General features: G+C 72.2%; 21 protein-coding genes. 9 read left to right on the top strand and 12 right to left on the bottom strand.

The annotated features are described in order from the left end of the window. Window positions 1-147: 147 nt before the first annotated feature. From DP939_RS15690 to DP939_RS15680, 3 genes are all read left to right on the top strand, one after another. Complete coding sequence (locus DP939_RS15690; RefSeq protein ID WP_113981426.1) at window positions 148-1,578, top strand: serine hydrolase domain-containing protein; 1,431 nt, start codon at window positions 148-150, stop codon at window positions 1,576-1,578. Further along, window positions 1,578-2,774 carry a sensor histidine kinase gene (locus DP939_RS15685; RefSeq protein ID WP_113981425.1) on the top strand — a complete coding sequence of 399 codons (1,197 nt, stop codon included), beginning with the start codon at window positions 1,578-1,580 and terminating at the stop codon, window positions 2,772-2,774. The genes DP939_RS15690 and DP939_RS15685 overlap by 1 nt, the downstream gene beginning before the upstream one ends. A 268-nt stretch (window positions 2,775-3,042) precedes the next feature. After that, window positions 3,043-3,444: an FAD-dependent monooxygenase gene (locus DP939_RS15680; RefSeq protein WP_113981424.1), complete on the top strand. Its 402-nt coding sequence runs from the start codon at window positions 3,043-3,045 to the stop codon at window positions 3,442-3,444. Here the strand turns inward: DP939_RS15680 and DP939_RS15675 are convergent. Genes DP939_RS15675 through DP939_RS15665 form a run of 3 tightly spaced genes read right to left on the bottom strand, consistent with a single transcriptional unit; the run spans window position 3,441 to window position 5,424 of the window. Beyond that, complete coding sequence (locus tag DP939_RS15675) at window positions 3,441-4,157, bottom strand: hypothetical protein (protein ID WP_113981423.1); 717 nt, start codon at window positions 4,155-4,157, stop codon at window positions 3,441-3,443. The two genes, DP939_RS15680 and DP939_RS15675, sit on opposite strands and share 4 nt — an antisense overlap. Beyond that, window positions 4,154-5,053 (bottom strand): ATP-binding cassette domain-containing protein, encoded by a 900-nt coding sequence (locus DP939_RS15670; protein WP_113981422.1) that lies wholly within the window; start codon window positions 5,051-5,053, stop codon window positions 4,154-4,156. The genes DP939_RS15675 and DP939_RS15670 overlap by 4 nt, the downstream gene beginning before the upstream one ends. Beyond that, window positions 5,050-5,424 (bottom strand): GntR family transcriptional regulator, encoded by a 375-nt coding sequence (locus tag DP939_RS15665; protein ID WP_199565186.1) that lies wholly within the window; start codon window positions 5,422-5,424, stop codon window positions 5,050-5,052. Before DP939_RS15665 ends, DP939_RS15670 begins: the two co-directional genes overlap by 4 nt. Before the next feature lie 138 nt (window positions 5,425-5,562). On the opposite strand from DP939_RS15665, the gene DP939_RS15660 reads away from it, so the two are divergent. Continuing rightward, window positions 5,563-6,753: a cytochrome P450 family protein gene (locus DP939_RS15660; protein ID WP_199565185.1), complete on the top strand. Its 1,191-nt coding sequence runs from the start codon at window positions 5,563-5,565 to the stop codon at window positions 6,751-6,753. Between the two features lie 4 nt (window positions 6,754-6,757). Here DP939_RS15660 and DP939_RS15655 read toward each other — a convergent pair whose 3' ends face one another. Both DP939_RS15655 and DP939_RS15650 read right to left on the bottom strand, forming a co-directional pair. Continuing rightward, complete coding sequence (locus DP939_RS15655) at window positions 6,758-7,159, bottom strand: MFS transporter (RefSeq protein ID WP_225878270.1); 402 nt, start codon at window positions 7,157-7,159, stop codon at window positions 6,758-6,760. Between the two features lie 148 nt (window positions 7,160-7,307). Next, window positions 7,308-8,540: an MFS transporter gene (locus DP939_RS15650; protein WP_225878269.1), complete on the bottom strand. Its 1,233-nt coding sequence runs from the start codon at window positions 8,538-8,540 to the stop codon at window positions 7,308-7,310. An 81-nt stretch (window positions 8,541-8,621) separates the two neighbouring features. Here DP939_RS15650 and DP939_RS15645 point away from each other — a divergent pair, with 81 nt between their 5' ends. Further along, window positions 8,622-9,509 (top strand): LysR substrate-binding domain-containing protein, encoded by an 888-nt coding sequence (locus DP939_RS15645; protein ID WP_113981419.1) that lies wholly within the window; start codon window positions 8,622-8,624, stop codon window positions 9,507-9,509. Between the two features lie 359 nt (window positions 9,510-9,868). Here the strand turns inward: DP939_RS15645 and DP939_RS15640 are convergent, their stop codons facing one another. The 5 genes from DP939_RS15640 to DP939_RS15620 form a co-directional block, all read right to left on the bottom strand. Beyond that, window positions 9,869-10,600, bottom strand: a complete 732-nt coding sequence (locus tag DP939_RS15640; RefSeq protein ID WP_199565184.1) for an APH(3') family aminoglycoside O-phosphotransferase — start codon at window positions 10,598-10,600, stop codon at window positions 9,869-9,871. A gap of 75 nt (window positions 10,601-10,675) precedes the next feature. Further along, the gene (locus tag DP939_RS15635; RefSeq protein ID WP_225878268.1) at window positions 10,676-11,308 is read right to left on the bottom strand and encodes an IMPACT family protein; all 633 of its coding nucleotides are present in this window, start codon (window positions 11,306-11,308) and stop codon (window positions 10,676-10,678) included. Between the two features lie 23 nt (window positions 11,309-11,331). Next, window positions 11,332-12,156, bottom strand: a complete 825-nt coding sequence (locus DP939_RS15630; RefSeq protein ID WP_113981417.1) for an inositol monophosphatase family protein — start codon at window positions 12,154-12,156, stop codon at window positions 11,332-11,334. A 408-nt stretch (window positions 12,157-12,564) separates the two neighbouring features. Beyond that, window positions 12,565-13,221, bottom strand: a complete 657-nt coding sequence (locus DP939_RS15625) for a response regulator (protein ID WP_113981416.1) — start codon at window positions 13,219-13,221, stop codon at window positions 12,565-12,567. Next, entirely contained in the window at window positions 13,218-14,333 is a 1,116-nt protein-coding gene (locus DP939_RS15620) for a sensor histidine kinase (protein WP_147268005.1), read from the bottom strand. The genes DP939_RS15625 and DP939_RS15620 overlap by 4 nt, the downstream gene beginning before the upstream one ends. Before the next feature lie 136 nt (window positions 14,334-14,469). Between DP939_RS15620 and DP939_RS15615 the strand changes: the two genes are divergently transcribed. Together DP939_RS15615 and DP939_RS15610 are read left to right on the top strand one after the other, a co-directional pair. Next, window positions 14,470-15,159: an ABC transporter ATP-binding protein gene (locus DP939_RS15615; RefSeq protein WP_113981414.1), complete on the top strand. Its 690-nt coding sequence runs from the start codon at window positions 14,470-14,472 to the stop codon at window positions 15,157-15,159. Further along, window positions 15,156-15,932, top strand: a complete 777-nt coding sequence (locus DP939_RS15610) for an ABC transporter permease subunit (protein ID WP_113981413.1) — start codon at window positions 15,156-15,158, stop codon at window positions 15,930-15,932. The genes DP939_RS15615 and DP939_RS15610 overlap by 4 nt, the downstream gene beginning before the upstream one ends. A gap of 19 nt (window positions 15,933-15,951) precedes the next feature. On the opposite strand, the gene menD is transcribed toward DP939_RS15610, so the two are convergent. Together menD and menB are read right to left on the bottom strand one after the other, a co-directional pair. After that, window positions 15,952-17,610, bottom strand: coding sequence for a 2-succinyl-5-enolpyruvyl-6-hydroxy-3-cyclohexene-1-carboxylic-acid synthase (menD, locus tag DP939_RS15605; RefSeq protein WP_113981412.1), 1,659 nt, complete (start codon window positions 17,608-17,610; stop codon window positions 15,952-15,954). A gap of 71 nt (window positions 17,611-17,681) precedes the next feature. Continuing rightward, window positions 17,682-18,506: a 1,4-dihydroxy-2-naphthoyl-CoA synthase gene (gene menB / locus DP939_RS15600; RefSeq protein WP_113981535.1), complete on the bottom strand. Its 825-nt coding sequence runs from the start codon at window positions 18,504-18,506 to the stop codon at window positions 17,682-17,684. 228 nt (window positions 18,507-18,734) lie between these two features. On the opposite strand from menB, the gene DP939_RS15595 reads away from it, so the two are divergent. Together DP939_RS15595 and DP939_RS15590 are read left to right on the top strand one after the other, a co-directional pair. Then, a complete protein-coding gene (locus DP939_RS15595) occupies window positions 18,735-19,913 on the top strand; it encodes an AMP-binding protein (RefSeq protein WP_113981534.1) in 1,179 nt (392 codons plus the stop codon). A 50-nt stretch (window positions 19,914-19,963) separates the two neighbouring features. Continuing rightward, window positions 19,964-20,284, top strand: a complete 321-nt coding sequence (locus tag DP939_RS15590) for a hypothetical protein (RefSeq protein ID WP_113981411.1) — start codon at window positions 19,964-19,966, stop codon at window positions 20,282-20,284. The last annotated feature ends 181 nt before the right edge of the window (window positions 20,285-20,465 follow it).

Below are 20,465 nucleotides of genomic sequence, written 5' to 3'. Positions count from 1 at the left end.
GGCTGCATGTCAAGGCGCGCGGCTCCCGGACGGGGGCGGCCCGCTCCAGCCTGTGCGCCTGCCCCGAGATCACCCTGAGGTTTTCCTCAGGGTGATCGTGCGGCGGGCCTTATGGTCCTGCGCCAGGGCGCTTTCTAACGTTCTTCCATGCTTCGGATCAGCGCCGCGGTGCTCATGGTCGTGCTCTCGGGCGTCCCGGCACCGGCCCCCGCCCTGACCCCGCTGACCATCGATGGATACGTGGAGGAATACCGGAACAGCGCGCGTCTGCCAGGGGTCGCGGTGGCGGTCACGCAGGGCGAGCGAGTCGTGCGCGTGGCCGGATACGGGCATGACGCCTCCGGCTCGCCCATGACAGGGCGGACGCCCATGCGCATCGCCTCGCTGTCGAAGTCCTTCACGGCGCTCGCGGTCATGCAACTGGTGGAAAGGCGACTGGTGGAGCTGGATCGGCCGGTCGTGGACTACCTGCCGGAGCTGGCCCTGGGCGACCCGCGGGCCAGGCGCATCACCGTACGCCAGGTGCTGAACCAGACATCCGGGCTGTCCAAGACCGCCTTTCCCACCGCGAACCTGACGGGCATCGGGTCCTTGCGCGAGGCGGTGGCGCGATTACGCGGGGTACGGCTCGCCGGGGAGCCGGGGGCCGCGCATCGCTATCACAATGCCAATTACTGGATCGCGGGCAGGCTCGTGGAGGTGGTCACCGGGCAGCCGTTCGCCACGTACCTCCAGCGGCACGTCTTTCGGCCGCTCGGCATGCGATCGACGACGAGCGTCGGCAACTCCAGCGACCATGTGCCGGGACTGGCCGACGGATTCACCTTCGCCTATGGGTTCGCCCTGGCGCACCGGGAGTTGCCCGGCCGGTTCGTCGGCGGCTCGGGCGGGGTGGTGACCACGGCGGAGGACATGGCCCGCTGGCTCGGCCTGCACGCCGACGCGCGGGCGAATCGAACCGTGACGCGGGCGAGCCTGCGGGAGATGCACACGCCGTCCGATCCACGCGGAGTGTATGGATTCGGCTGGTACCGCGAGTCCCCCGAGCGCATCGCGCACAGCGGAGCGCTGTTCACCTACACGTCGTTCCAGATCATCATGCCCGGGGCGAAGTACGGGATCGCCGTTCTCTGCAACAGCCGCGCCTCCGTGGCCGACGATTCGGCCGCCATCGCGGCCGGGCTCGCCGAGCTGGCAGCGGGCCGCTCGCCCGCCCCGGCCGCACCCGTGGCGCTGGTCGCCGACCTTGTCGCCGGCGCGCTCACGCTCGTGGTGCTGGCGCTCGGAGCGGCGATGGCGATGCGGGCGCGACGATGGGCCGCAAAGCGTGACGGCCGTCCCTTATGGATCAGCGCGCTGCGACTGCTCCCCTACCTGCTGACGGTCGCGCTCGTGCCGGCCTTCCCGGCGGTCATGATCACGCTCGGAGTCGATCTCAACTGGCGGCAACTCCTCTACGTGTGGCCCGCCCTGCTGGTACTGCTGGCGGCATCCGGCCTGATGGCCACCGGTGTCATCGCCGTACGCCTTGCATCCATGGGGGCCCGCAGGCGATCGGGCATGGGTTCTTCCGGGTGATGGTGTCACTGCTTCCCCACGCCAGGCGCACCGCGACCGGCCTGTTGCTCGGCGGGATGACCGCGATCGTCGAGGTGTTCCTCCTCCTCGCGGTGGCGCCCGCCGCCCTGGTCGCCGTCACCCGGCGACGCCCGCTGACGGGCCGCATCACGGACCTGGCCAGGACGCTCACCGACCTGGAACAGCGCCGCCTCGCCCGCTTCCTCAGCGGCGGTGTGCACGCCGCCGCCTACGGCCCCGGTCAGGCGGTCGGCTACCTGGCGCTGCGTGCGCCTTTGGGGCTTTTGGCGCTCATCCTCTTCCTGCTCCTGGGCTACGGCGTGATCGCCGCCGTCGTCATCCCGGCGGGGTGGATCACCGGTGACATCGTCGCCGGCTTCAGGCCGACGCCATACCTCATCGGCTACCTGCTCATCGCCGGGAGCGTGCTGCTGTTCCTGGACCTTCAGGGGCTCGCCGCCCTCGCCACGTTCGAGCGCAGGCTGGCGCTGCGCTGCCTCGGCCCCACCCGCCAGGAGTACGAACTCCGCATCGCCCGGCTTTCGGAGAGCAGAGCCGACATCATCACGACCGTCCACGAGGAGCGGCGCCGGATCGAAAGGGATCTGCATGACGGCGTCCAGCAGCAACTGGTCGCGCTGGGCACGCTCATCGGGCGCGCCCGCCGCGCCACCGACGGCCGGGTCGTCCGTGAGCTGCTGGCCGAGGCGCACGAGCAGTCGCAAAAGGCCCTGATCGAACTGCGCGAGGTGGCCTGGCGCATCTACCCTTCGGCCCTGGACGACGGCGGCCTGCCGACCGCCATCGAGGCGGTCGCCGCACGATCGCCCATCCCGGCGGCAGTGGAGTGCACCGTCCCGGGCAGGCCACCGCTCGCCACCGACGTGGTGGCCTATTTCGTCATATCCGAGGCCATCACCAACGCCATCAAGCACTCCGGCGCCCACCGCATGCACATCGCCGTCCACGAACACACCGGCGACGGACACCAGGTCGTCACAACCGTACGCGTCGCCGACGACGGCGTGGGCGGTGCCGACCCGGCGGGCCCCGGCCTGACGGGCCTGCGCCGCCGCATCGAGGCCCTGGACGGTGACCTCACGATCGACAGCCCGCCCGGCGGCCCAACGATCATCCACGCCGCCCTTCGTTCAGAGGCGGACACGCACCAGAGTGCCGACGCGGCGAAAAGCTGAGCAGCGGGAAACCTGCCCGGCAGACGGTGATCGTCCTGGCCGCGGCGGATGCTGCCGGACGTCTCCTTCGGTCCGCGACGGCGATCGCAGGGTGGCCTGGCGCAGCCTTTCCCGTCTTGCCGGTGTGCGCGCATCGTCCCCCTCCGTCGCACCGCGGCCGTCGAAACTCAGACGCAATAAGGAGCGCTGCCGGTCGCGGCCGTTTGGCGGCGTATGGAGTTCTGCCAGCGCCGGAGACCGGCGCCTCCCGGGTTACGGAGACCTGAACATGAAAGTGATCATTGTGGGAGGCGGCATCGGCAGACTCGCCACAGCCGTCGCCTTTCACCAGCGCGGCTGTCAGGTGGAAGTCCTCGAACGCGCTGCCGAGTTCACCGAGGTGGGCGCAGGGCTGACCATTCAGCCCAACGGCCTGCGCGCGCTGGACGCCCTCGGCCTGGGCGAGCGGCTGCGCGCCGCCGCCGTCCTGGCCGTCCCGTGGCTCGGCATGGTCGGTGCGCTCCTGTTCCCCGGCAGCGCCGCCTACGGCCCGGAGTTCGCCGGCCGGACCGTCTTCGTCCTCGGTCTGCACGGGCAGGTCTTCATGGCGGTCGTCCTGCTCCTGGCGCTGCTCGCCGCGACGGCGGCGACACTGCGCAGGCCCGTGGACTCCGCGCGAAGGTGGATCTAGCCAGGGTTGCGTATCGCAATGTCACGGATGAACGCCCAGGTCAGCGCGAATATCAGGGCGCAGCCGCCCATGGCCGCGATGATCGCCGTACCCGTCGTGCCCGGCAGGTCCGGCGTCGGCAGCCGGCCGATCAGCGGCAGTACCTGGACCAGATCGGTGGCCGAATGCACCAAGATCACCGGTATGGCCGCGACCGGGATCAGCAGCACCCCGCCGACGGAAAGCCGGTAGAAGGCCGCGCCGAGCAGCGCCCCGGCGCTCACCCACACCAGGTACTGCGCCCAGTACTCCGCCAGGACCGGCGCGACCTGCCCCGGCCCGTCGAACAGGTGCCGGTCGGCGATCTGGTGCGGCCAGCCGCCCAGCCGGTACACCAGGCCCTCCAGCAGGTACCCCAGCGCGGTCAGCGCCGCGACCGCGGGCGCGAACAGCAGGGCGAACACCGCCGCCTGCGCGGCGAACTCGCGCCGGGTGCGCCCGTGCGCGACGTACACCGGCAGGTAGAGCCGCACCGCGGTGATGCCGATCACCAGCACGAACCAGCGCGCCGCCTGCACGGCCCGCTCCCACACGCTGGACTCCAGGTCGCCGAGCACGCCGATGGCGACGGCCACGCCCATCACCACGACCACGAAGATCGCGTAGACGATCAGCGTGAAGTACAGGTTGGCGGCCAGCAGCCGCCGGGGGAAGATCGCCGCGAGGCCGCTCATGAGCCCTCCCCCGGCCCGGCGTCCGGCCGCTTCGGCGCGGTCAGGTGGACGAACAGGTCCTGTAGGGCGATCGGGCCCAGTTCCAGCCCGGCCGCGCGGGCCTTGCCGCGCCGTTCGGCATCGAGTTCGCCGTACACCATCGCCGAACGGGTGCGGCCCAGCCGCTTGTCGCCCAGCACGGTCAGGCCCGCGACGAAACGCCCGACCTCCTCCTCCGGCCCGGTCACCGAGACGCCGCGGCCGCGCAGCGCCTCGCTCTCCTCCTGCAGCACCAGCCGCCCTCGGTCGATGATCAGTATCTCCTCGAACAGCGAGCTCACCTCCTCGATCAGATGCGTGGACATGATCACCGTGCGCGGGCGGGCCATGAAGTCGGCCAGCAGTTCCTCGTAGAAGGCGTATCGCGAGGGGGCGTCCATCCCCAGGTAGGACTCGTCGAACATGGTCACCGGGGCGCGCGAGGCCAGCCCGAGCACCACGCCGAGCGCCGAGCGCTTGCCGAGCGACAGCGCGGCGACGTTCTTGCGCCGGGGGATCTCGAAGATGTCGAGCAGCCGCTCGGCGTAGGCCGCGTCCCAGGTCGAGCGCAGTACCTCGGCGAAGTACAGGGCGTCGTTGACGGTGCCGATCGCCGAGGCCTCCCCCGCCTCTCTGATCAGGCACGTCTGCCGGGCGACGGCGGCGTTCTCGAACACCGGCCGCCCGCCGATGCGCACGGTGCCCGCGTCGGCCCGGCGAAAGGCCCCGAGCACCGACAGCAGGCTGGTCTTTCCCGAGCCGTTGCGGCCGAGCAGCCCGTAGATCTTGCCGCCGGTGAGGGTGAAGCCGACCCCGTCCAGGGCGACCGCCTCGCCGTAGGTCAGGCGCAGGCCGCTGACCTCGATGTCCGGGCTCATGCGGGCTCCTGGCGGGTGTGCCCGCCGATCCGCTCGATGATCTCCGCCACCGGGATGCCGATGGCGTGAGCCTCGGCGACCATCGGATCCACCACGTCGATGAAGAACCGCTTGCGCCGCTGCTCGCGCAGCAGGTCGCGGGCGGCCGGGCTGACGAACATGCCGATACCTCGCTTCTTGTACAGGACGCCTTCATCCACAAGCTGCTGGAACGCCTTGGCGGCCGTGGCCGGGTTGATCCGGTAGAAGGCGGCGTACTGGTTGGTCGACATGACCTGCTCATCGCCCGCCAGCGCCCCGTTCAGGACGTCGGTCTTGATCTTGTCGGCGATCTGCCGGTAGATCGGGCTCCGGTCGTCGAACACTGGCACCCCCCTACCTCCTTGGTTCATTACTCCACTAATGAACCATAGCGCCTGGGGGACGTACCGGGCAATCGCCGTCTGGCTGCCACGGTTCATGCCCTGCCGACCGGCCGCGGGCCGCCTCCTGCACTACGGTGAACCACCGTGACAGGCGAACCGATCAGAGTGCACCGCGGGCACATGCGCGACCCGCACTCCCTCTACCAGGCCCTACGCGACCAGGGACCGGTACGCCCGGCGAGGTTCCATTCGCGGTTGCCGGGCTGGCTGGTCACCGGGTACGCCGAGGCCAGGCAGCTGCTCGGCGACCCCCGCCTGAGCAAGGACAGCGCCCGCGCCCTGGAACTCTTCCCGCCGGGCACCGCCGGCGCCTACGCCTCGGCGCTGTCGGCGCACATGCTCAACTCCGACCCGCCCGACCACACCCGGCTGCGCGAACTCGTCAACAAGGTGTTCACCGCCCGAGCCGTCGCCCGGCTGCGCCCCAGGATCGAGCAGATCGCCACCGATCTGGTCGACGCCATGGCACCGGGCGGCAGCGCCGACCTGATCGAGGTCTACGCGTTCCCGCTGCCGATCACCGTCATCTGCGAGGTGCTCGGCGTACCCGACGGCGACCGGGACCGGTTCCGCGAATGGACCAGGCCGTTCGTCGGCGCCACCGACGCCGAGGAGCTGGCGCGGGCGCAGCGGGAACTGACCGCGTACATGGACACGCTCGTCGCCGCCAAACGCGCCGCGCACGGCGATGACCTGCTGTCGGAGCTGACCCGCGTCTCCGACGCCGGTGATCGCCTCTCCCACGCCGAGCTGGTGTCCATGGCCTTCCTGCTGCTGGTGGCAGGCCATGAGACGACGGTCAACCTGATCGGCAACAGCGTGCTGGCGCTGCTGAGGAACCCCGCGCAGATGGCGGCGCTGCGGGCCGATCCGTCGCTGCTGCCCGCCGCCGTGGAGGAGTTCCTGCGCTACGACGGGCCGATCAACATCGCCACCGTACGGTTCACCACCGCCCCGGTGAGCGTCGGCGGGGTGGAGATCCCCGCCGGGGAGTTCGTCATGATCTCCCTGCTCGCGGCCAACCGGGACGCCGGCCGCTTCCCCGACCCCGACCTGCTGGACCTCGCCCGCCCCGCCGCCGGTCACCTCGGCTTCGGCCACGGCGTCCACCACTGCCTGGGCGCACCACTGGCCCGGCTGGAGGCGCAGATCGCGCTGGGGCGGCTGCTCGGCAGGTTCCCGGCGATGACCCTCGACGCCGACCCGGCGGACCTGCGCTGGCGCGACAGCACCCTCATCCACGGCCTGCACAGCCTGCCCGTCCGCCTCGCCTGAACGGCTACCCGCCTACCGCCGCAGGCGCCTGCTCACGCTCGCCGCGCGAGGACGTACACCGGGCGGCGAGCGTGAGCAGCAGCGCGGCCCCCGTCAGGGCCACGCCGTACCACACCACGCCGGTCAGCCCCAGATGATCGGCCAGCAGCCCGCCGAACAGCGCCCCGAGCGCGATGGAGGTGTTGTAGGCCATCGTGTTGAGCGACATCGCGGCCTCGAAGGTGTCCGGCGCGGCGGCCTGGGTCATGTTGACCTGGCACAACTGGACCACACCGAAGGAGAGCCCCCAAAGCGCCAGCGAGACGACCGCGCCGACCGGCCCGCCGCCGAAGGCGAGCAGCGCCAGCAAGGACACCACCAGCCCGGCGCAACCGGCGATGAAACTGCCCCGCAGGCTCTTTTGCACCGTGTATCCGGCGCCAATATCGCCAAGAGCGCCGACAGCAGGAAACGCCGGTTCACCCGCCGGGTCCAGGCCACGATGAACGGCACGCCCAGCCCGGCCGAGACGCCGTACAGCGTGACCATCAGCCCGGCGGCGCCCACCGAGATGGTCAGGCTCGCGCTGACCGGGGTGAGCAGGCCGCGGCGTGGCGGCGTTCCAGCACCCACAGCGCCAGCGCGGCGGCCGACAGTGTGCCGCCGAGCACGCTCACCCCGCCCCAGCCCGCCGCCGCCCAGGCCGATGAGGTCAGCAGCGACCCGGTGGCACCGCCGAGAAAACACGCCGTCATGAACACCGCGTTCAGCCGGTTGCGGCTTTCCGGGGCAAGGGCGTAGACCACACTCTGACCGGCGTTCAGCAGCGCCTGGTGGGCCACGCTGAACAGCACCACCCCCGCTACCAGCCAGCCCGCCCCCGCCGCCCCGGCGCCGATCAGCGGCCAGGACGACACCAGCGCCGCCGCGCCGATCCCGCTGACGTGCTGCACGAACCCGCGGTCGGCCAACCGGCCCGCCAGCGGCGTGATGACCGCCCCGGCGGCCCCTGCCAGGCCGAACGCGCCGATGGCCGCCGCATGCCAGCCGTACGGCGGCCCGGCCAGCAAGAACGTGACCGCCGTCCACAGCACGCTGAACGCCGCGAACGACAGCCCGCCGATCCCCGCCCGCCACCGCAGCAGCGGCTCCCGGGCGGACAGCGCGACCGCCGAACGCAGCAGCCCCGGATAGGACAACCCCGCCGGGGTGTGCAGGCGCGGCAGGAAACGCCACAGCAGGACGGCGACGACGGCCACCAGGGCCGCGTTCAGCCAGTAGATCGTCCGCCAGCCGCCGAGCGCCGACACCATGCCCGAGGCCGTACGCGCCAGCAGGCCGCCCAGCAGCAGGCCCGCCATGACCACGCCCACCACCCGGCCGCGCTGCCCGGGCGCGGCGAGCGTGGCCGCGTACGGCACCACCACCTGCGCGGCCACCGACGTCAGCGCCGTCAGCGCGGTACCGGCCAGCAGCACCGGGCCGCTCGGCGCCAGGGCCGACACCAGCAGGAACACCGCCGTGGCGGCCAGTAGCACCACCGCCAGCCGGCGGCGTTCCACCAGGTCGCCCAGCGGCACCAGCAAGATCAGGCCCAGCGCGTACCCGCCCTGCGCCGCGGTCACCACCAGCATGGCCATGCCGGTGCCCAGCCCCAGCTCCCGCCCGATCACCTCCAGCAGCGGCTGGGCGAAGTAGTTGCCCGCGACCGACGACCCGGTGGCCACCGCCATCAACAGCAGCAGCCCGCGGGGCATCGGCGCGGGGGCGGCGGCGATGATGGGTGCGGGCGTCACGGCTTCGGTCACGTCATCAAGGGTGCGCGCCCACCGATCGATGAGTCCAACACATCTTTTTCATGGCCATCGATCGTGGTGGATAATGGATACATGGAGCTGCAGCAACTGAGGTACGTCATCGCGGTCGCGCAGACCCTCAACTTCACCCGCGCCGCCGAGCGCTGCCGGGTGGTGCAGTCGGCGCTCAGCCACCAGATCGCCGCCCTGGAACGCGAACTGGGCGCGCGGCTGTTCGAGCGCACCAGCCGCCGCGTCCGGCTCACCCCCGCCGGGGAGGCGTTCCTGCCCGCCGCCCGCGAGTGCCTGGAGGCCGCCGACCGCGCGCGGGCCGAGGTCGCCGCCGCGGGCGGGCAGATCGTCGGACGCCTCGCCGTCGGTGCCATCCCCACCGTGACCGCCATCGACCTGCCGGTCGCCCTGAGCCACTACCGCCGCCGCCACCCGCGGGTGCACATCACGCTCACCTCGGCGGGCAGCGACGTCCTGGTCGAACGGGTCCGGCGGGGCGAGATCGATGTCGCGTTCCTCGGCCTGCCACCCCGCGCCGAGCCCAAAGGCGTCCAGAGCCGCCGCCTCGCCGGAGGCGAGCTCGTCGCCGTGGTCGCCCCCGGCTACCACCGCACAGAGCGCGAGACCGACCTGCGGGGCCTGGCCGATGAGCCGTTCATCGACTTCCGCGTCGGCGCGGCCGGGCGGGCGCAGTCCGATGAGGCGTTCGCCGCCGCGGGGGTGCGCCGCGAGGTGCCCTTCGAGGTGTCCTCGGCCGACTTCATGGTCGACCTGGTACGGCAGGGCCTGGGCGTGGGCATGCTGCCCGCCGCGTACGCCCCGCGCTCACCCGGCCTGCGCGTCATCCGCCTGCGCGACGCGCCCACCCGGGTCGAGCACCTGATCTGGGACGACCGGCCCTCGCCCGCGGCCGCCGCCTTCGTCGAACTGATCCAGACCGGTTCCGGCGCGGACGAACGGCAGGGGTAGGGCGCTCACCGGCGGATCGGCGGGCACCCGCACCCCGCCCGGCATTCGCCCAGGCCGGGACCCGACCGCGACGATCCGGTCACCGGCCACCACGACCGCCGCGTCCCACCGCGGCGGCGCACCGGTCCCGTCGATCAGCGTGGCCCCCGCGAGCACGGTGACCTCCGCCGTATCGGCACCGGCCGCGTTGCCCGGCCAGGCCGCCGCCGCCGCCGTGCCGAAGCCCGCGGCGGCCGGCCGGCCCAGTAATTCCCTGCGATGGAGAGCGCCCACGACCGCCTCGCTGATCACTTCGAGATCCGGAACCACGGTCGGCCCCGGCAGGCGCCCTGTCAAGGATCAGCGATCGGCCCTGGGCCTCAGAACATCTCATCCAGCAGCCGGAAGTAACCCAGCTTCCTCTCATCCAGGGCATCCAGCCCATAGGCGGCGAGGAAGTCATCGACCGCCTGCGGGCCGAAATCGTCGCGCAGATCCCGCACGACGATGGCCAGATCGAGATAGCGGTCGGCCACCCCGAGCCCCCCGACGTCGATCAGCACCGGATCGCCCACGGGCGGCACCAGCACGTTGCTCGGCGTGTAGTCGCCGTGCGCGACGACCAGATCCTCCTCGGCGGGACGTTCGGCGATCAGCCGGTCATGGACCTGCCGTGGCGAAAGACCGACGTGATCCTCGTCGAAGTCGCCGGTGTCGACCAGCCCTTCGCGCACCCGGGCGTCCGCCCGGGCCAGGCGGACGTCGAGCCGTTCGTCGAAAGGACACTCGCCGACCTCGATGGCGTGCAGGTCGCGCAGAATCCGCCCCATCAGCGTGCCGATCTCCGGCGGGGCGGCGCTCTCCAGGCTGGGCGCGGCCACGTCGGCGAGCACCAGGCTCTGCCCGTCGAAGGCCACGATGTCGGGCACGGCCGCCCACCGCTTGAGCCAGCGCAGCCGCTCATGCTCGGCGACGGCGATCGGGCCCTGCTTGACGTAGAACACCCCGGCCGGGCCGGTCACCCGCATCACCTGGCCGCTCATCCCCTCGTGCTCATCGGACCACTGGAGGTCCGGGCCGAGCACGGCCGTGATCTGCTGACTCACCCGCATGCTCATGATCGTAACAACGTCCCCGCAGGTTCCGGGCATCCTTTTTCGCCGCCCAGCCTGCGGTGGGCGCGGGGTTCAGCCGTCCGACGGGGTGAACACGACCTTGCCCCGGCTCACCCGCGCCCGGCCCGCGCTGGCCGTGGCCACCCACTCCTCGAACCCGGCCAGCCCCGCCCGCTCCACCGCCGTCTCGATCACCACGTCCTCGCCGTAGCCGACATCCCTGACCTCGTACGGCGACGCCCGCAGGTCGCTTTCCAGACGGCCCGCGTGAGCATGACCGATCCGCACCGCCATCACCACCGCCGGGACCATCCGCACCGGCCGCACCGCGTCCAGGGTCTGGCCGACCGCCCTGCCGTACGCACGTACCAGGCCGCCCGCCCCCAAAAGGACACCGCCGAAATAGCGGGTCACCACCGCCACGGTGTCACTGAAGCCCCGCCGCAACAGTGTGTCCAGCATCGGCGCGCCCGCCGTGCCGCCCGGCTCGCCGTCGTCATCGCCCCGCGCCGGGGAACGTTCCCCGCCGATCGCGAACGCCGTACACGTGTGCGCGGCACCCGGATGCGCCCGGCGGCGTCCGGCCGCGAACGCCCGCGCCTCCTCCTCCGCACCCACCCGGGCCACCGCGCAGATGAACCGGGACCTGCGCACCTCGATCTCACGCTCGACCATCTCCCCGACGGTCAGGTACGGCTCGGCCACCGGCCCAGGTTATCGGCCCCGGCTCAGCGGGCCCGCGCCGCCACATCTCCCAGCACCGACCCGTCCAGGTCGAAGCCGCCGACATGAGCCAGGTACCCGCCCACCTCCAGCACCGAGCCGTCCAGCGGGATGTACACCCCGCCCGCCTGCCGCACCAGCAACGACCCCGCCGCCACATCCCACGGACTGGCCCGGAACCCGAACGCCACGTCCGACCACCCGGCCGCCACATGCGCCAGCTTCAACGCCGCGCTGCCCGGACGGCGCACGGCCGCGAACGAGGTCACCATCCGCGCGAACCGGTCCAGCGCCTCGGTGCCTTCCGCCTTCAGATCCCGCGGGCTGGGGTAGCTGGTCAGCAACATCGCCTCCCGGTCGCGCACCGCCCCGGCGCTGACCAGCCGCCGCCCCGCCACGAACGCCCCGGCCAGGCTCGCGGTGAACATCTCCTCACGCACCGGGTCGTACACCACACCGGCCACCACCTCCGCATCGACCGCCGCGGCCACCGACACGCAGAAGAACGGCACCCCCGCCGCGAAGTTCGCCGTCCCGTCGATGGGGTCAACGAACCACCGCACCCCGTCACCGGCATCACCTGGCGCGCCCGCGCCGGCGGGCAGCGTACCGCCCTCCTCCCCGACGATCACACTGCGCGGGCACTCCCGGGCGATCACCCCACGGATGACCTCCTCGGCCGCCCGGTCATGCTCGGTCACCGGATCGTGGAAGTCACGTTTCGTCCGCACCTGCGGCCGGGAGCGGAACGCCTCCCGCAACAGCCCGCCCACCGACCTGGCGGCCAACGCCGCGATCTCGGCCAGCTCCCGCGAGGCGTTCACGTCCATGCTTCACCCTCCAGCGACATCCCGTGGCAGGCCCGCCCCGCCACCGACCGAACTCCCCCATCCTCGCCGACCCCGCCCGCCAACCCCCACGGCCCCCCACACCACCGCCGGGGCATCGCCCCCAAGATGTGCCGCCGTACGGCCAGGTGCCCCTGCAGGGCCGCCCGCCGCAACAGCCGGAAAGACCAGGCGGTTATCCCGCACCCACCGATCACGCCCCCACAGCCGTACCTCCGTACGGACTGGTGACCCCCTGAGGCCGCCCAGCCCAGCCCGGGTACCCGCGCAGCCGGAAACGGTCAGGCACATCCCGCCACCCACCCGGCCCAGCCCGGAAACAAGTCGGCCGCGCCCTGCCGGGCCACCCTGCAGCAATGGGAGCATCGCCCCACGTGGGGCGGAAGGGAGTCAGGGGTCTGGGGTTTCGGGGGTGAGGCCGTGGCGGAAGGCGTAGGTCACCGCCTGGGCGCGGTCGCGTAGGCCCGCCTTGGTGAACAGGTTGTTGATGTGGGACTTCACCGTCGCCGCCGAGATCACCAACTCCCCCGCGATCTCCGCGTTGGACCGCCCCGCCGCGATCAGCCGCAGGACCTCCGCCTCCCTCGGGGTCAGCCCGTCCGGTAGGTCCCGGGGGCGCGGGGCGCGCCGGGTGACCGCCTCGGCCAGGCGGCGTTGCACCTGCGGGTCGAAGTGCGCCTGACCCGCCGACACCGCCGTGATGGCACGCGCCAGTGATTCGGCGTCGGTGTCCTTGGTCAGGTAGCCGCGCGCCCCCGCGCGCAACGCCGCGAACACCGACTCGTCATCGGCATAGGTCGTCAGCACCACGACCTCCACCCCCGGATGCTCCACGCGGATGCGCCGGGTCGCCGTCACGCCGTCCATCCGGGGCATCCGCAGATCCATCAGCACCACGTCTGGACGATGCGCCGCCACCAGCCGCAGCGCCTCCTCCCCATCGCCCGCCGCGCCGGCCACCTCCACGCCGGGCAGCAGCCCGAGCAGCAGCACCAGCCCCTCCCGCACCACCGTCTGGTCATCGACGACCACCACGCGCACGCTCACCGGGCCGCCCCGGCCCGATCGGCGGCCGGGACGCGCAACAGCACCCGGAACCCGCCCTCCCCCGGCCCGGTGACCAGCGAACCGCCCAGCAACTCGGCCCGCTCGCGCATCCCCACCAGCCCGTGCCCGCCGCCCGGCTGCCGATCGGCCCGCGCCCGCCCGCCATGGTCGCGGACCTCCAGCTCGCACCAGTCGGCCACCCGCCGCAACGACACCTCCGCCGCCGCCCCCGGCGCGTGTTTGCGCACGTTGGTCAGCGCCTCCTGCGCGGTACGCGCCACTGCCAGCCGCGCCCCCGCCGACAACCCCTCCAGGTCACCGCTCACCCGCACCGCGCACCCGGCCCCGCCCGCCGAACGGTGCTCCACCGCCAGCCGCTCCAGCCGCTCCGCCAGCCGGAGGTCCTCCCCGCGCAGCGCGTCGACCGCCCGCTTGGTCTCCTCCAGCCCCTCGCGCGCCAGCTTCAGCGCCACGGTGACCCGGCCCAGCGCCGCCGACGCGTCCTCGCCGCGTGAGAGCAGCAGCCGCGCCCCCTCCAGATGAACGATCTGCGCCGACTGCGCGTGCGCCAGGATGTCATGGATCTCTCTGGCCAGATGGGCCCGCTCGCCCTGCGCGGCCTCCCGCGCCCGCGACTCGGCCAGCTCCCGCATCAGCGCGAGCTGCCGCAGCAGGAACGCCACGATCACGCAGTAACCCAGCCCCAGCGAAATGCCGAAGATCGCCGGAAAGGCCACCCCCGTCACCGCCGACACCCCCGCCGTCGCGGCGATCGCCGCCGTCACGAAGGCCAGGCCCCACCGCAGCGGCAGCCGGTACGGCGCCAGGCACACCGAAACGAAGATCATCGGCAGGCCGCTGCCCATCGCCGCCCCGTGCAGCGCCAGCCCACCGGCCAGCGCCGCCACCAGCAGCGCGTCCGGCCCCCGGCCCAGCAACGGCAACGCACACCCCGCCGCCGCGAGCACGCCGACCACGGCGATGCCCGCACCGGCCGGCCACCCGTCCCGGGGCCAGACCTCGACGACCGCGAGCACCGCCCCCACGATCAGGTAGGCGACCAGCAGCGCGCGCCAGACCGCCCGCACCGCCGGATGGCTGAGGAACCTCACCCCGCAACGCTAGCCCGCCCCGCCCCCGCCCACATCAACCCCCGGGTTGACGGAACTCATCCACCACCCGGCTCCACCCAAGATCAACCCCCGGGACCATGACCCCACCGCCCCCGATCGACCACCATCGGCTCCCATGTCAGCGACCATCGCCGTGACCCGGCTCACCAAGACCTTCGGCACGGTCACCGCCGTCCAGGACGTCACCTTCACCGCGCCCCCCGGCACCGTCACCGCCTTCCTCGGCCCCAACGGCGCAGGCAAGACCACCACTCTGCGAATGATCCTCGGCCTGGTCACCCCCACCTCCGGCACCGCCACCATCGCCGAGACCCCCTACACGCGCCTGCCCCACCCGGTGCGAACCGCCGGAGCCGTCCTGGAGGCCACCGCCTTCCACCCCGGCCTCACCGCCGAAGACCACCTCCACGTCCACCGCACCGCCGCCGGCCTGCCCGCCGGACGCGTCGCCCACGTACTCGACCAGACCGGCCTCACCGAAGCCGCCCACCGCCGCATCTCCGGCTACTCCCTGGGCATGCGCCAGCGCCTGGCCATCGCCACCGCCCTGCTCGGCGACCCCGCCGCGCTCATCCTCGACGAACCCACCAACGGCCTGGACCCCGACGGCATCCACTGGCTGCGCGGCTTCCTGCGCGCCTGCGCCCACGACGGCCGCACCGTCCTCGTCTCCAGCCACGCCCTGGCCGAGACCCAGCGCTACGCCGACCACGCCCTGTTCATCGCCCGCGGCCGGCTCGTCCACCAGACCCCCGTCACCCCCAAGACCGACCTCGAAAAGCTCTACCTGGAGGCCACCAAATGACCAGCGCCACCACCACCCGCCCGGCCCCGGCCACCGCGGCCCCGCTCATCCGCGCCGAACTCCGCAAGGCCCGCGCCACCCGCGCCACCCTCGCCCTGGCGATCATCGCCCCGCTGTTCTGCGTCCTGTGGACGGCCGTCCAGGTCTACCTGTTCGACGGCCTCGCCCCCAGCCCCCTCGACCGGCGCGTCGAAGCCGCCCACGCCATGGCCCAGCAGGGCTACCTGTTCACCCTCATCCTCGGCATCCTCGCCATGACCGGCGAACACCGCCACAAGACCATCGCCTGGACCTTCCTCATCACCCCGAGAAGAAGCCGCGTCCTGACCGCCAAACTCATCGCCTGGGGCCTGACCGGCCTGGCCGTCGCCGCCGCCTCCACCCTGGCCACCTTCATCGCCGCCACCGCCATGCTCGCCTTCCGCGGCATGCCCGTCATGACCGGCGACGTCCCCATGATCCTGATCGGCTCGACCCTGACCACCGCCGCGTACGCCGTCCTCGGTGTCGCCATCGGCGCGCTCGTCCGCAACCAGAGCGCCGCCATCGCCATCGCCGTGATCTGGTTCACCTACGCCGACTACGCCCTGTCCAGCGCCCTGCCCGAGATCGGCCGCTGGCTGCCCACCGGAGCCGCCCGCGCCGCAGGCGGCCTGACCATGCCCGGCGGAACCCAGCTCCCCGCCTGGGCGGGCGCCCTGCTGTTCGCCGCCTACATCACCGTACTGGTCGCCGCCGCCCGCCGTACCACCCTGCGCCGCGACATCACCTGATCACGCCAAAGCCGCGGCCTCAGCCCAGCGCCCAGATCGCCGACCGCGCCGCCTCCCGCATCTCGGCGTGCAGCACCGCGTTGCGCTCGCGGTCGGTACGCACCTCCACCACCCGCACGCCCTCCCCCAGCAACGCCTTCGACAACTGCCCCGCATCGGTGACCTGCACATACGGAGTGCCCGTCGCCGCCGCCAGATACCCCAGATCCACCCCGTGCGGAGTGCCGAAGACCCGCTCGAACGGATCGCGCAACGCCGCCTGCGGCAACAACGAGAAGATCCCGCCCCCGTCGTTGTTCACCACCACCAGGCACAGATCCGGCCGCGGCTCACGAGGACCCACCACCAGCCCGTTCTGGTCATGCAGGAACGACAGATCCCCCAAAAGGGCGAACGAAGGACCGTTGTGCGCCAGCGCCGCCCCCATCGCCGCCGACACCGCCCCGTCGATCCCCGACGCCCCGCGATTGGCCAGCACCCGCAGCCCCCGCCGCGGCCGCATCGCCTGATCCAGATCCCGGATCGGCATCGACGACCCGCAGAACAGCAACGCCCCGTTCGGCATCAGATCCACCAGGTCGCGCGCCACCCGCGGCTCACTCAGCCCCGACGCGTCCAGCACCTCGTCCAGCGCCGCCCGAACCGCCAGATCCGCCCGCCGCCACGCGTGCAGCCACGCGTCGTCCCCCGCCGCCACCGGGATCTCCACCGCCTGCGCCACCTGCGTCGCCGAACGCGTCGGATCCGGCCAGCGGGACAGATCAGGAGCCACCACGATGTGCTCCTCGACCCGCTTCAGCCACGACAGCAGCGGACGCGACACACCCGGCCGCCCCAGCGTCACCACCACGTCCGGCACATGCCCGTCGGCGAACTCCGGCGTGCCCAGCAAGAAGTGGTACGCCGAGACCGCGTGATCCCCGTACCGGCCGCCACCACTCGGCTCCGACACCACCGGCCAGCCCGCCATGCCCGCCGCCGCCACATAACGCCGCACGTTCACCGCGCCATCGCCGATGACCAGCACCCCGCGCCGGGTCGGCGGCAAGTGCAACGCCACCGCGGGCGGCGCCACCCGAGGGCGCACCCACGTCCCCCCGCCCGCGGCCCCCGACAGCGGCTCACACCACGATGTCTCGCCGTCGGGGATCAGCGGCTCGCGAAACGCCAGGTTCAGATGCACCGGCCCCGGGTCACCCGCGCCCACCGCCCGCTGATAGGCCCGGCAGGCCAGCGAACGCCAGTACGCCACCTGCCCGGGGCGCTCCTCCGGCACCCCCACCTCGGTGAACATCCGAACCGTGTCGCCGTACAGCTTCACCTGGTCGATCGTCTGGTTCGCCCCGGTACCGCGCAGCTCCGGCGGCCGATCCGCGGTAAGCACCAGCAACGGCACCCCGGACTCGTGCGCCTCGATCACCGCCGGGTGGAAATTCGCCGCCGCCGTACCGGACGTGCACACCAATGCCACGGGCCGCCCCGACCGCCGCGCCAGCCCCAGCCCCAGGAACGCCGCCGAACGCTCGTCCACCCGCACGTGCAGCCGCAGCCGCGACTCCGCGTGCACCGCGATGGCCAGCGGCGCCGACCGCGAACCCGGCGCGAGCACCACATCGGTCAGCCCGCACCGCACCAGCTCGTCCACCAGCACCGTGGCCAGCGCGGTCGCCGGGTTCACGGCGCGGCCCCGTCGGCAACCATCGAGGCGAACTCCTCTACCAAACGATCAGACAGACGATCGGAAAACGGTCAGGGACGACGAGGGAACCTGGCGAAGTCGGGCTTACGCTTCTCCTTGAACGCGTCCCGGCCCTCCTGCGCCTCCTCGCTCATGTAGTAGAGCAGTGTGGCGTCACCGGCGAACTGCTGCATCCCCGCCGCGCCGTCCGTCACCGCGTTCAGCGCGCCCTTGAGCATCCGCAGCGCCAGCGGCGACTTCTCCAGCAGCTCCCGGCACCACTGAACCGTCTCCTCCTCCAGACGCTCCAGCGGCACCACCTTGTTGACCAGGCCCATCGCCTCGGCCTCGTGCGCGTCATAGAAGCGGCACAGGTACCAGATCTCCCGCGCCTTCTTCAGCCCCACCGTCTCGGCGAGCAGCCACGCGCCGTACCCGCCGTCGAACGACCCCACCTTCGGCCCGGTCTGCCCGAACTGCGCGTTTTCGGCGGCGATCGTCAGGTCACAGCACACATGCAGCACGTGCCCGCCGCCGACCGCGTAACCCGCCACCATCGCCACCACCGGCTTGGGCAGCCGCCGGATCTGGACCTGCAGATCCAGCACGTTCAGCCGGCCGATCCCATCAGGGCCGACATATCCGTCATCACCGCGGATCTTCTGATCCCCGCCGGAGCAGAACGCCTCGTCCCCCGCACCGGTGAGGATGATCACCCCGACGTCGCCGTCGTCGCGCGCCTTGTTGAAGGCGTCCTGCAACTCGAACAACGTCGTCGGGCGAAACGCGTTACGCCGCTCCGGCCGATTAATGGTGATCTTCGCGATGCCCTCGGCCGTCTCATAGACGATGTCCTCGTACTCACCGGCACGCTTCCAGCCGATCCCGCTCACGATCGCCACCCTCCCTCACTGACCCCGCCGACCCGGAGTACGCGGGGACTCGGGGCCGCCCCCGCCGCAACGTCGCAACCTATCGCCGGACACCCAAGGCCCCAGCGCCGGGGAGCCCCGCACCTTGTCCGGCTTGTCGGCACTAACCTTACGACCGTGCGAGACGGACCCGAACACGTGGAGCGGCCTTACCCGCCCCCGCCCACCCCACCGGACGCGGCGGACCGCCCGCTGCACGCCGTACTCCTGTCCCCCGGCCCCGCACTCGCCGAGACCGTCCAGGCCGCCCTGCGCGGCGACGGGCCCGCCGTACTGCCCCTCGCCCCCGGCCTCCCCACCGCGGCCCTGCGGACCACCCTCGACACCCTGCGCCCCACGCACATCGTCACCGAAGACGGCATCGCCCCCAACGAGCACGGCACACCCGTGGGCCCCGGCACCGCCGTCGTCATCGCCACCAGCGGCACCACCGGCACCCCCAAAGGGGTCGAGCTGTCCGCCGCCGCCCTGCGCGCCTCCGCCGCCGCCTCCCTCGACGCGCTCGACGCCCGCGACGGCCTGCCATGGCTGTGCTGCCTGCCCATCGCGCACATCTCCGGCCTGCAGATCCTCATCCGCGCCCTGGAAGGCGGCACGACGCCGATCATCCAGGACGGCTTCTCCCCCGAAGCCGCCCTCGCCGGCGGCGCCGCCCACGTCTCCCTAGTCCCCACCCAACTGCGCAGGCTCCTCGCCACCGGCGCCGACCTCTCCCGCTTCCGCACGATCCTGCTGGGCGGGGCCGCGGCCTCTCCCGCTCTGCTGGCCGCCGCCCGTGAGGCGGGGGCTCGTGTCGTGGAGTCGTACGGCAGCAGTGAAACGAGCGGTGGCTGTGTGTACGACGGCCGGCCCCTTTACAATGTAGATCTCAAAATCGGGGACGACGGGCTCATCCGGATCGCCGGCCCCACCCTGTTCTCCGGGTACCGCCTGCGGCCCGACCTCACCACGGCGGTCCGCGAAGGCCCCTGGTTCGTCACCTCCGACCTCGGCGAACTCACCGGCGGACGGCTGCGCGTGACAGGGCGCGCCGACGACGTCATCAACACCGGCGGCGAGAAGGTCGTGGCCGCCGCCTGCGCCGCCGTGCTCGCCGGACACCCGGCCGTCGCCGACGTCGCCGTCGTCGGACGCCCCGACCCCGACTGGGGCCAGCGCGTGGTCGCCGCCGTCGTACCGGCCGACCCGGCCCGTCCCCCGGACCTCACGACCCTGCGCGACTTCGCCAAGCGCACCCTCCCCGCGTACGCCGCGCCGCGCGAACTGGTGCTCCTCCCCGAGTTGCCGCTGCTGCCCAACGGAAAACCGAACCTGGAGGCGCTGCGACACGTAGTCAGATATGACCAGAACTCATGCGGAACGGAACCATGACCGTCCTCCGCCGCGTCATTAAGGAAGACAGACCGAGGAAGGAAACCTGAATGAACCCCAACCGCAAGATGTGGATCTCCGCCGGAGTCGTTGGCGTGGTCCTCGTCGGCGGCTTCTCCGTCGCTGCCGCCGCCGCGGCGGGCAGGGCCGGAACGGCCGGCCAGGAGACCGGGGTCATGGTCGAACCCAACCCGGCGGGCACCCCCGCCCAGCCGCAACCCACCCCTTCCGAGACCTACATCGTCTCCGAGGACATCAACCCCGACCCACGCGACGTCGGCCTCTACTGGACCGAAGACCGCCTGGAACAGGCCGAGCCGCTTCCCATCCCGGTCGCCACCCCGGACATCGAAGACCGCACCCCCAACTGAGCCCGAGACCCGCGGGACGGGGTTTCAGCGGGGAATGCCGGGCAGGGGACCAGGGTCGGTGGGGCGGGCGGCATGGGCCATCGGCCGGGGGATGTGGCCGTTTCCCCGGCGGGGGGCGGGGTTTTGGGTGTGCCGTTGACCACTTGGATGCCTGAGACGGGAATTAACTGCGCCGTCGGGC

Origin of the sequence: Spongiactinospora rosea (assembly GCF_003315795.1) — a bacterium.
GTDB classification, from domain to species: domain Bacteria; phylum Actinomycetota; class Actinomycetes; order Streptosporangiales; family Streptosporangiaceae; genus Spongiactinospora; species Spongiactinospora rosea.
This window is presented reverse-complemented; position numbering and strand designations above follow the sequence as displayed.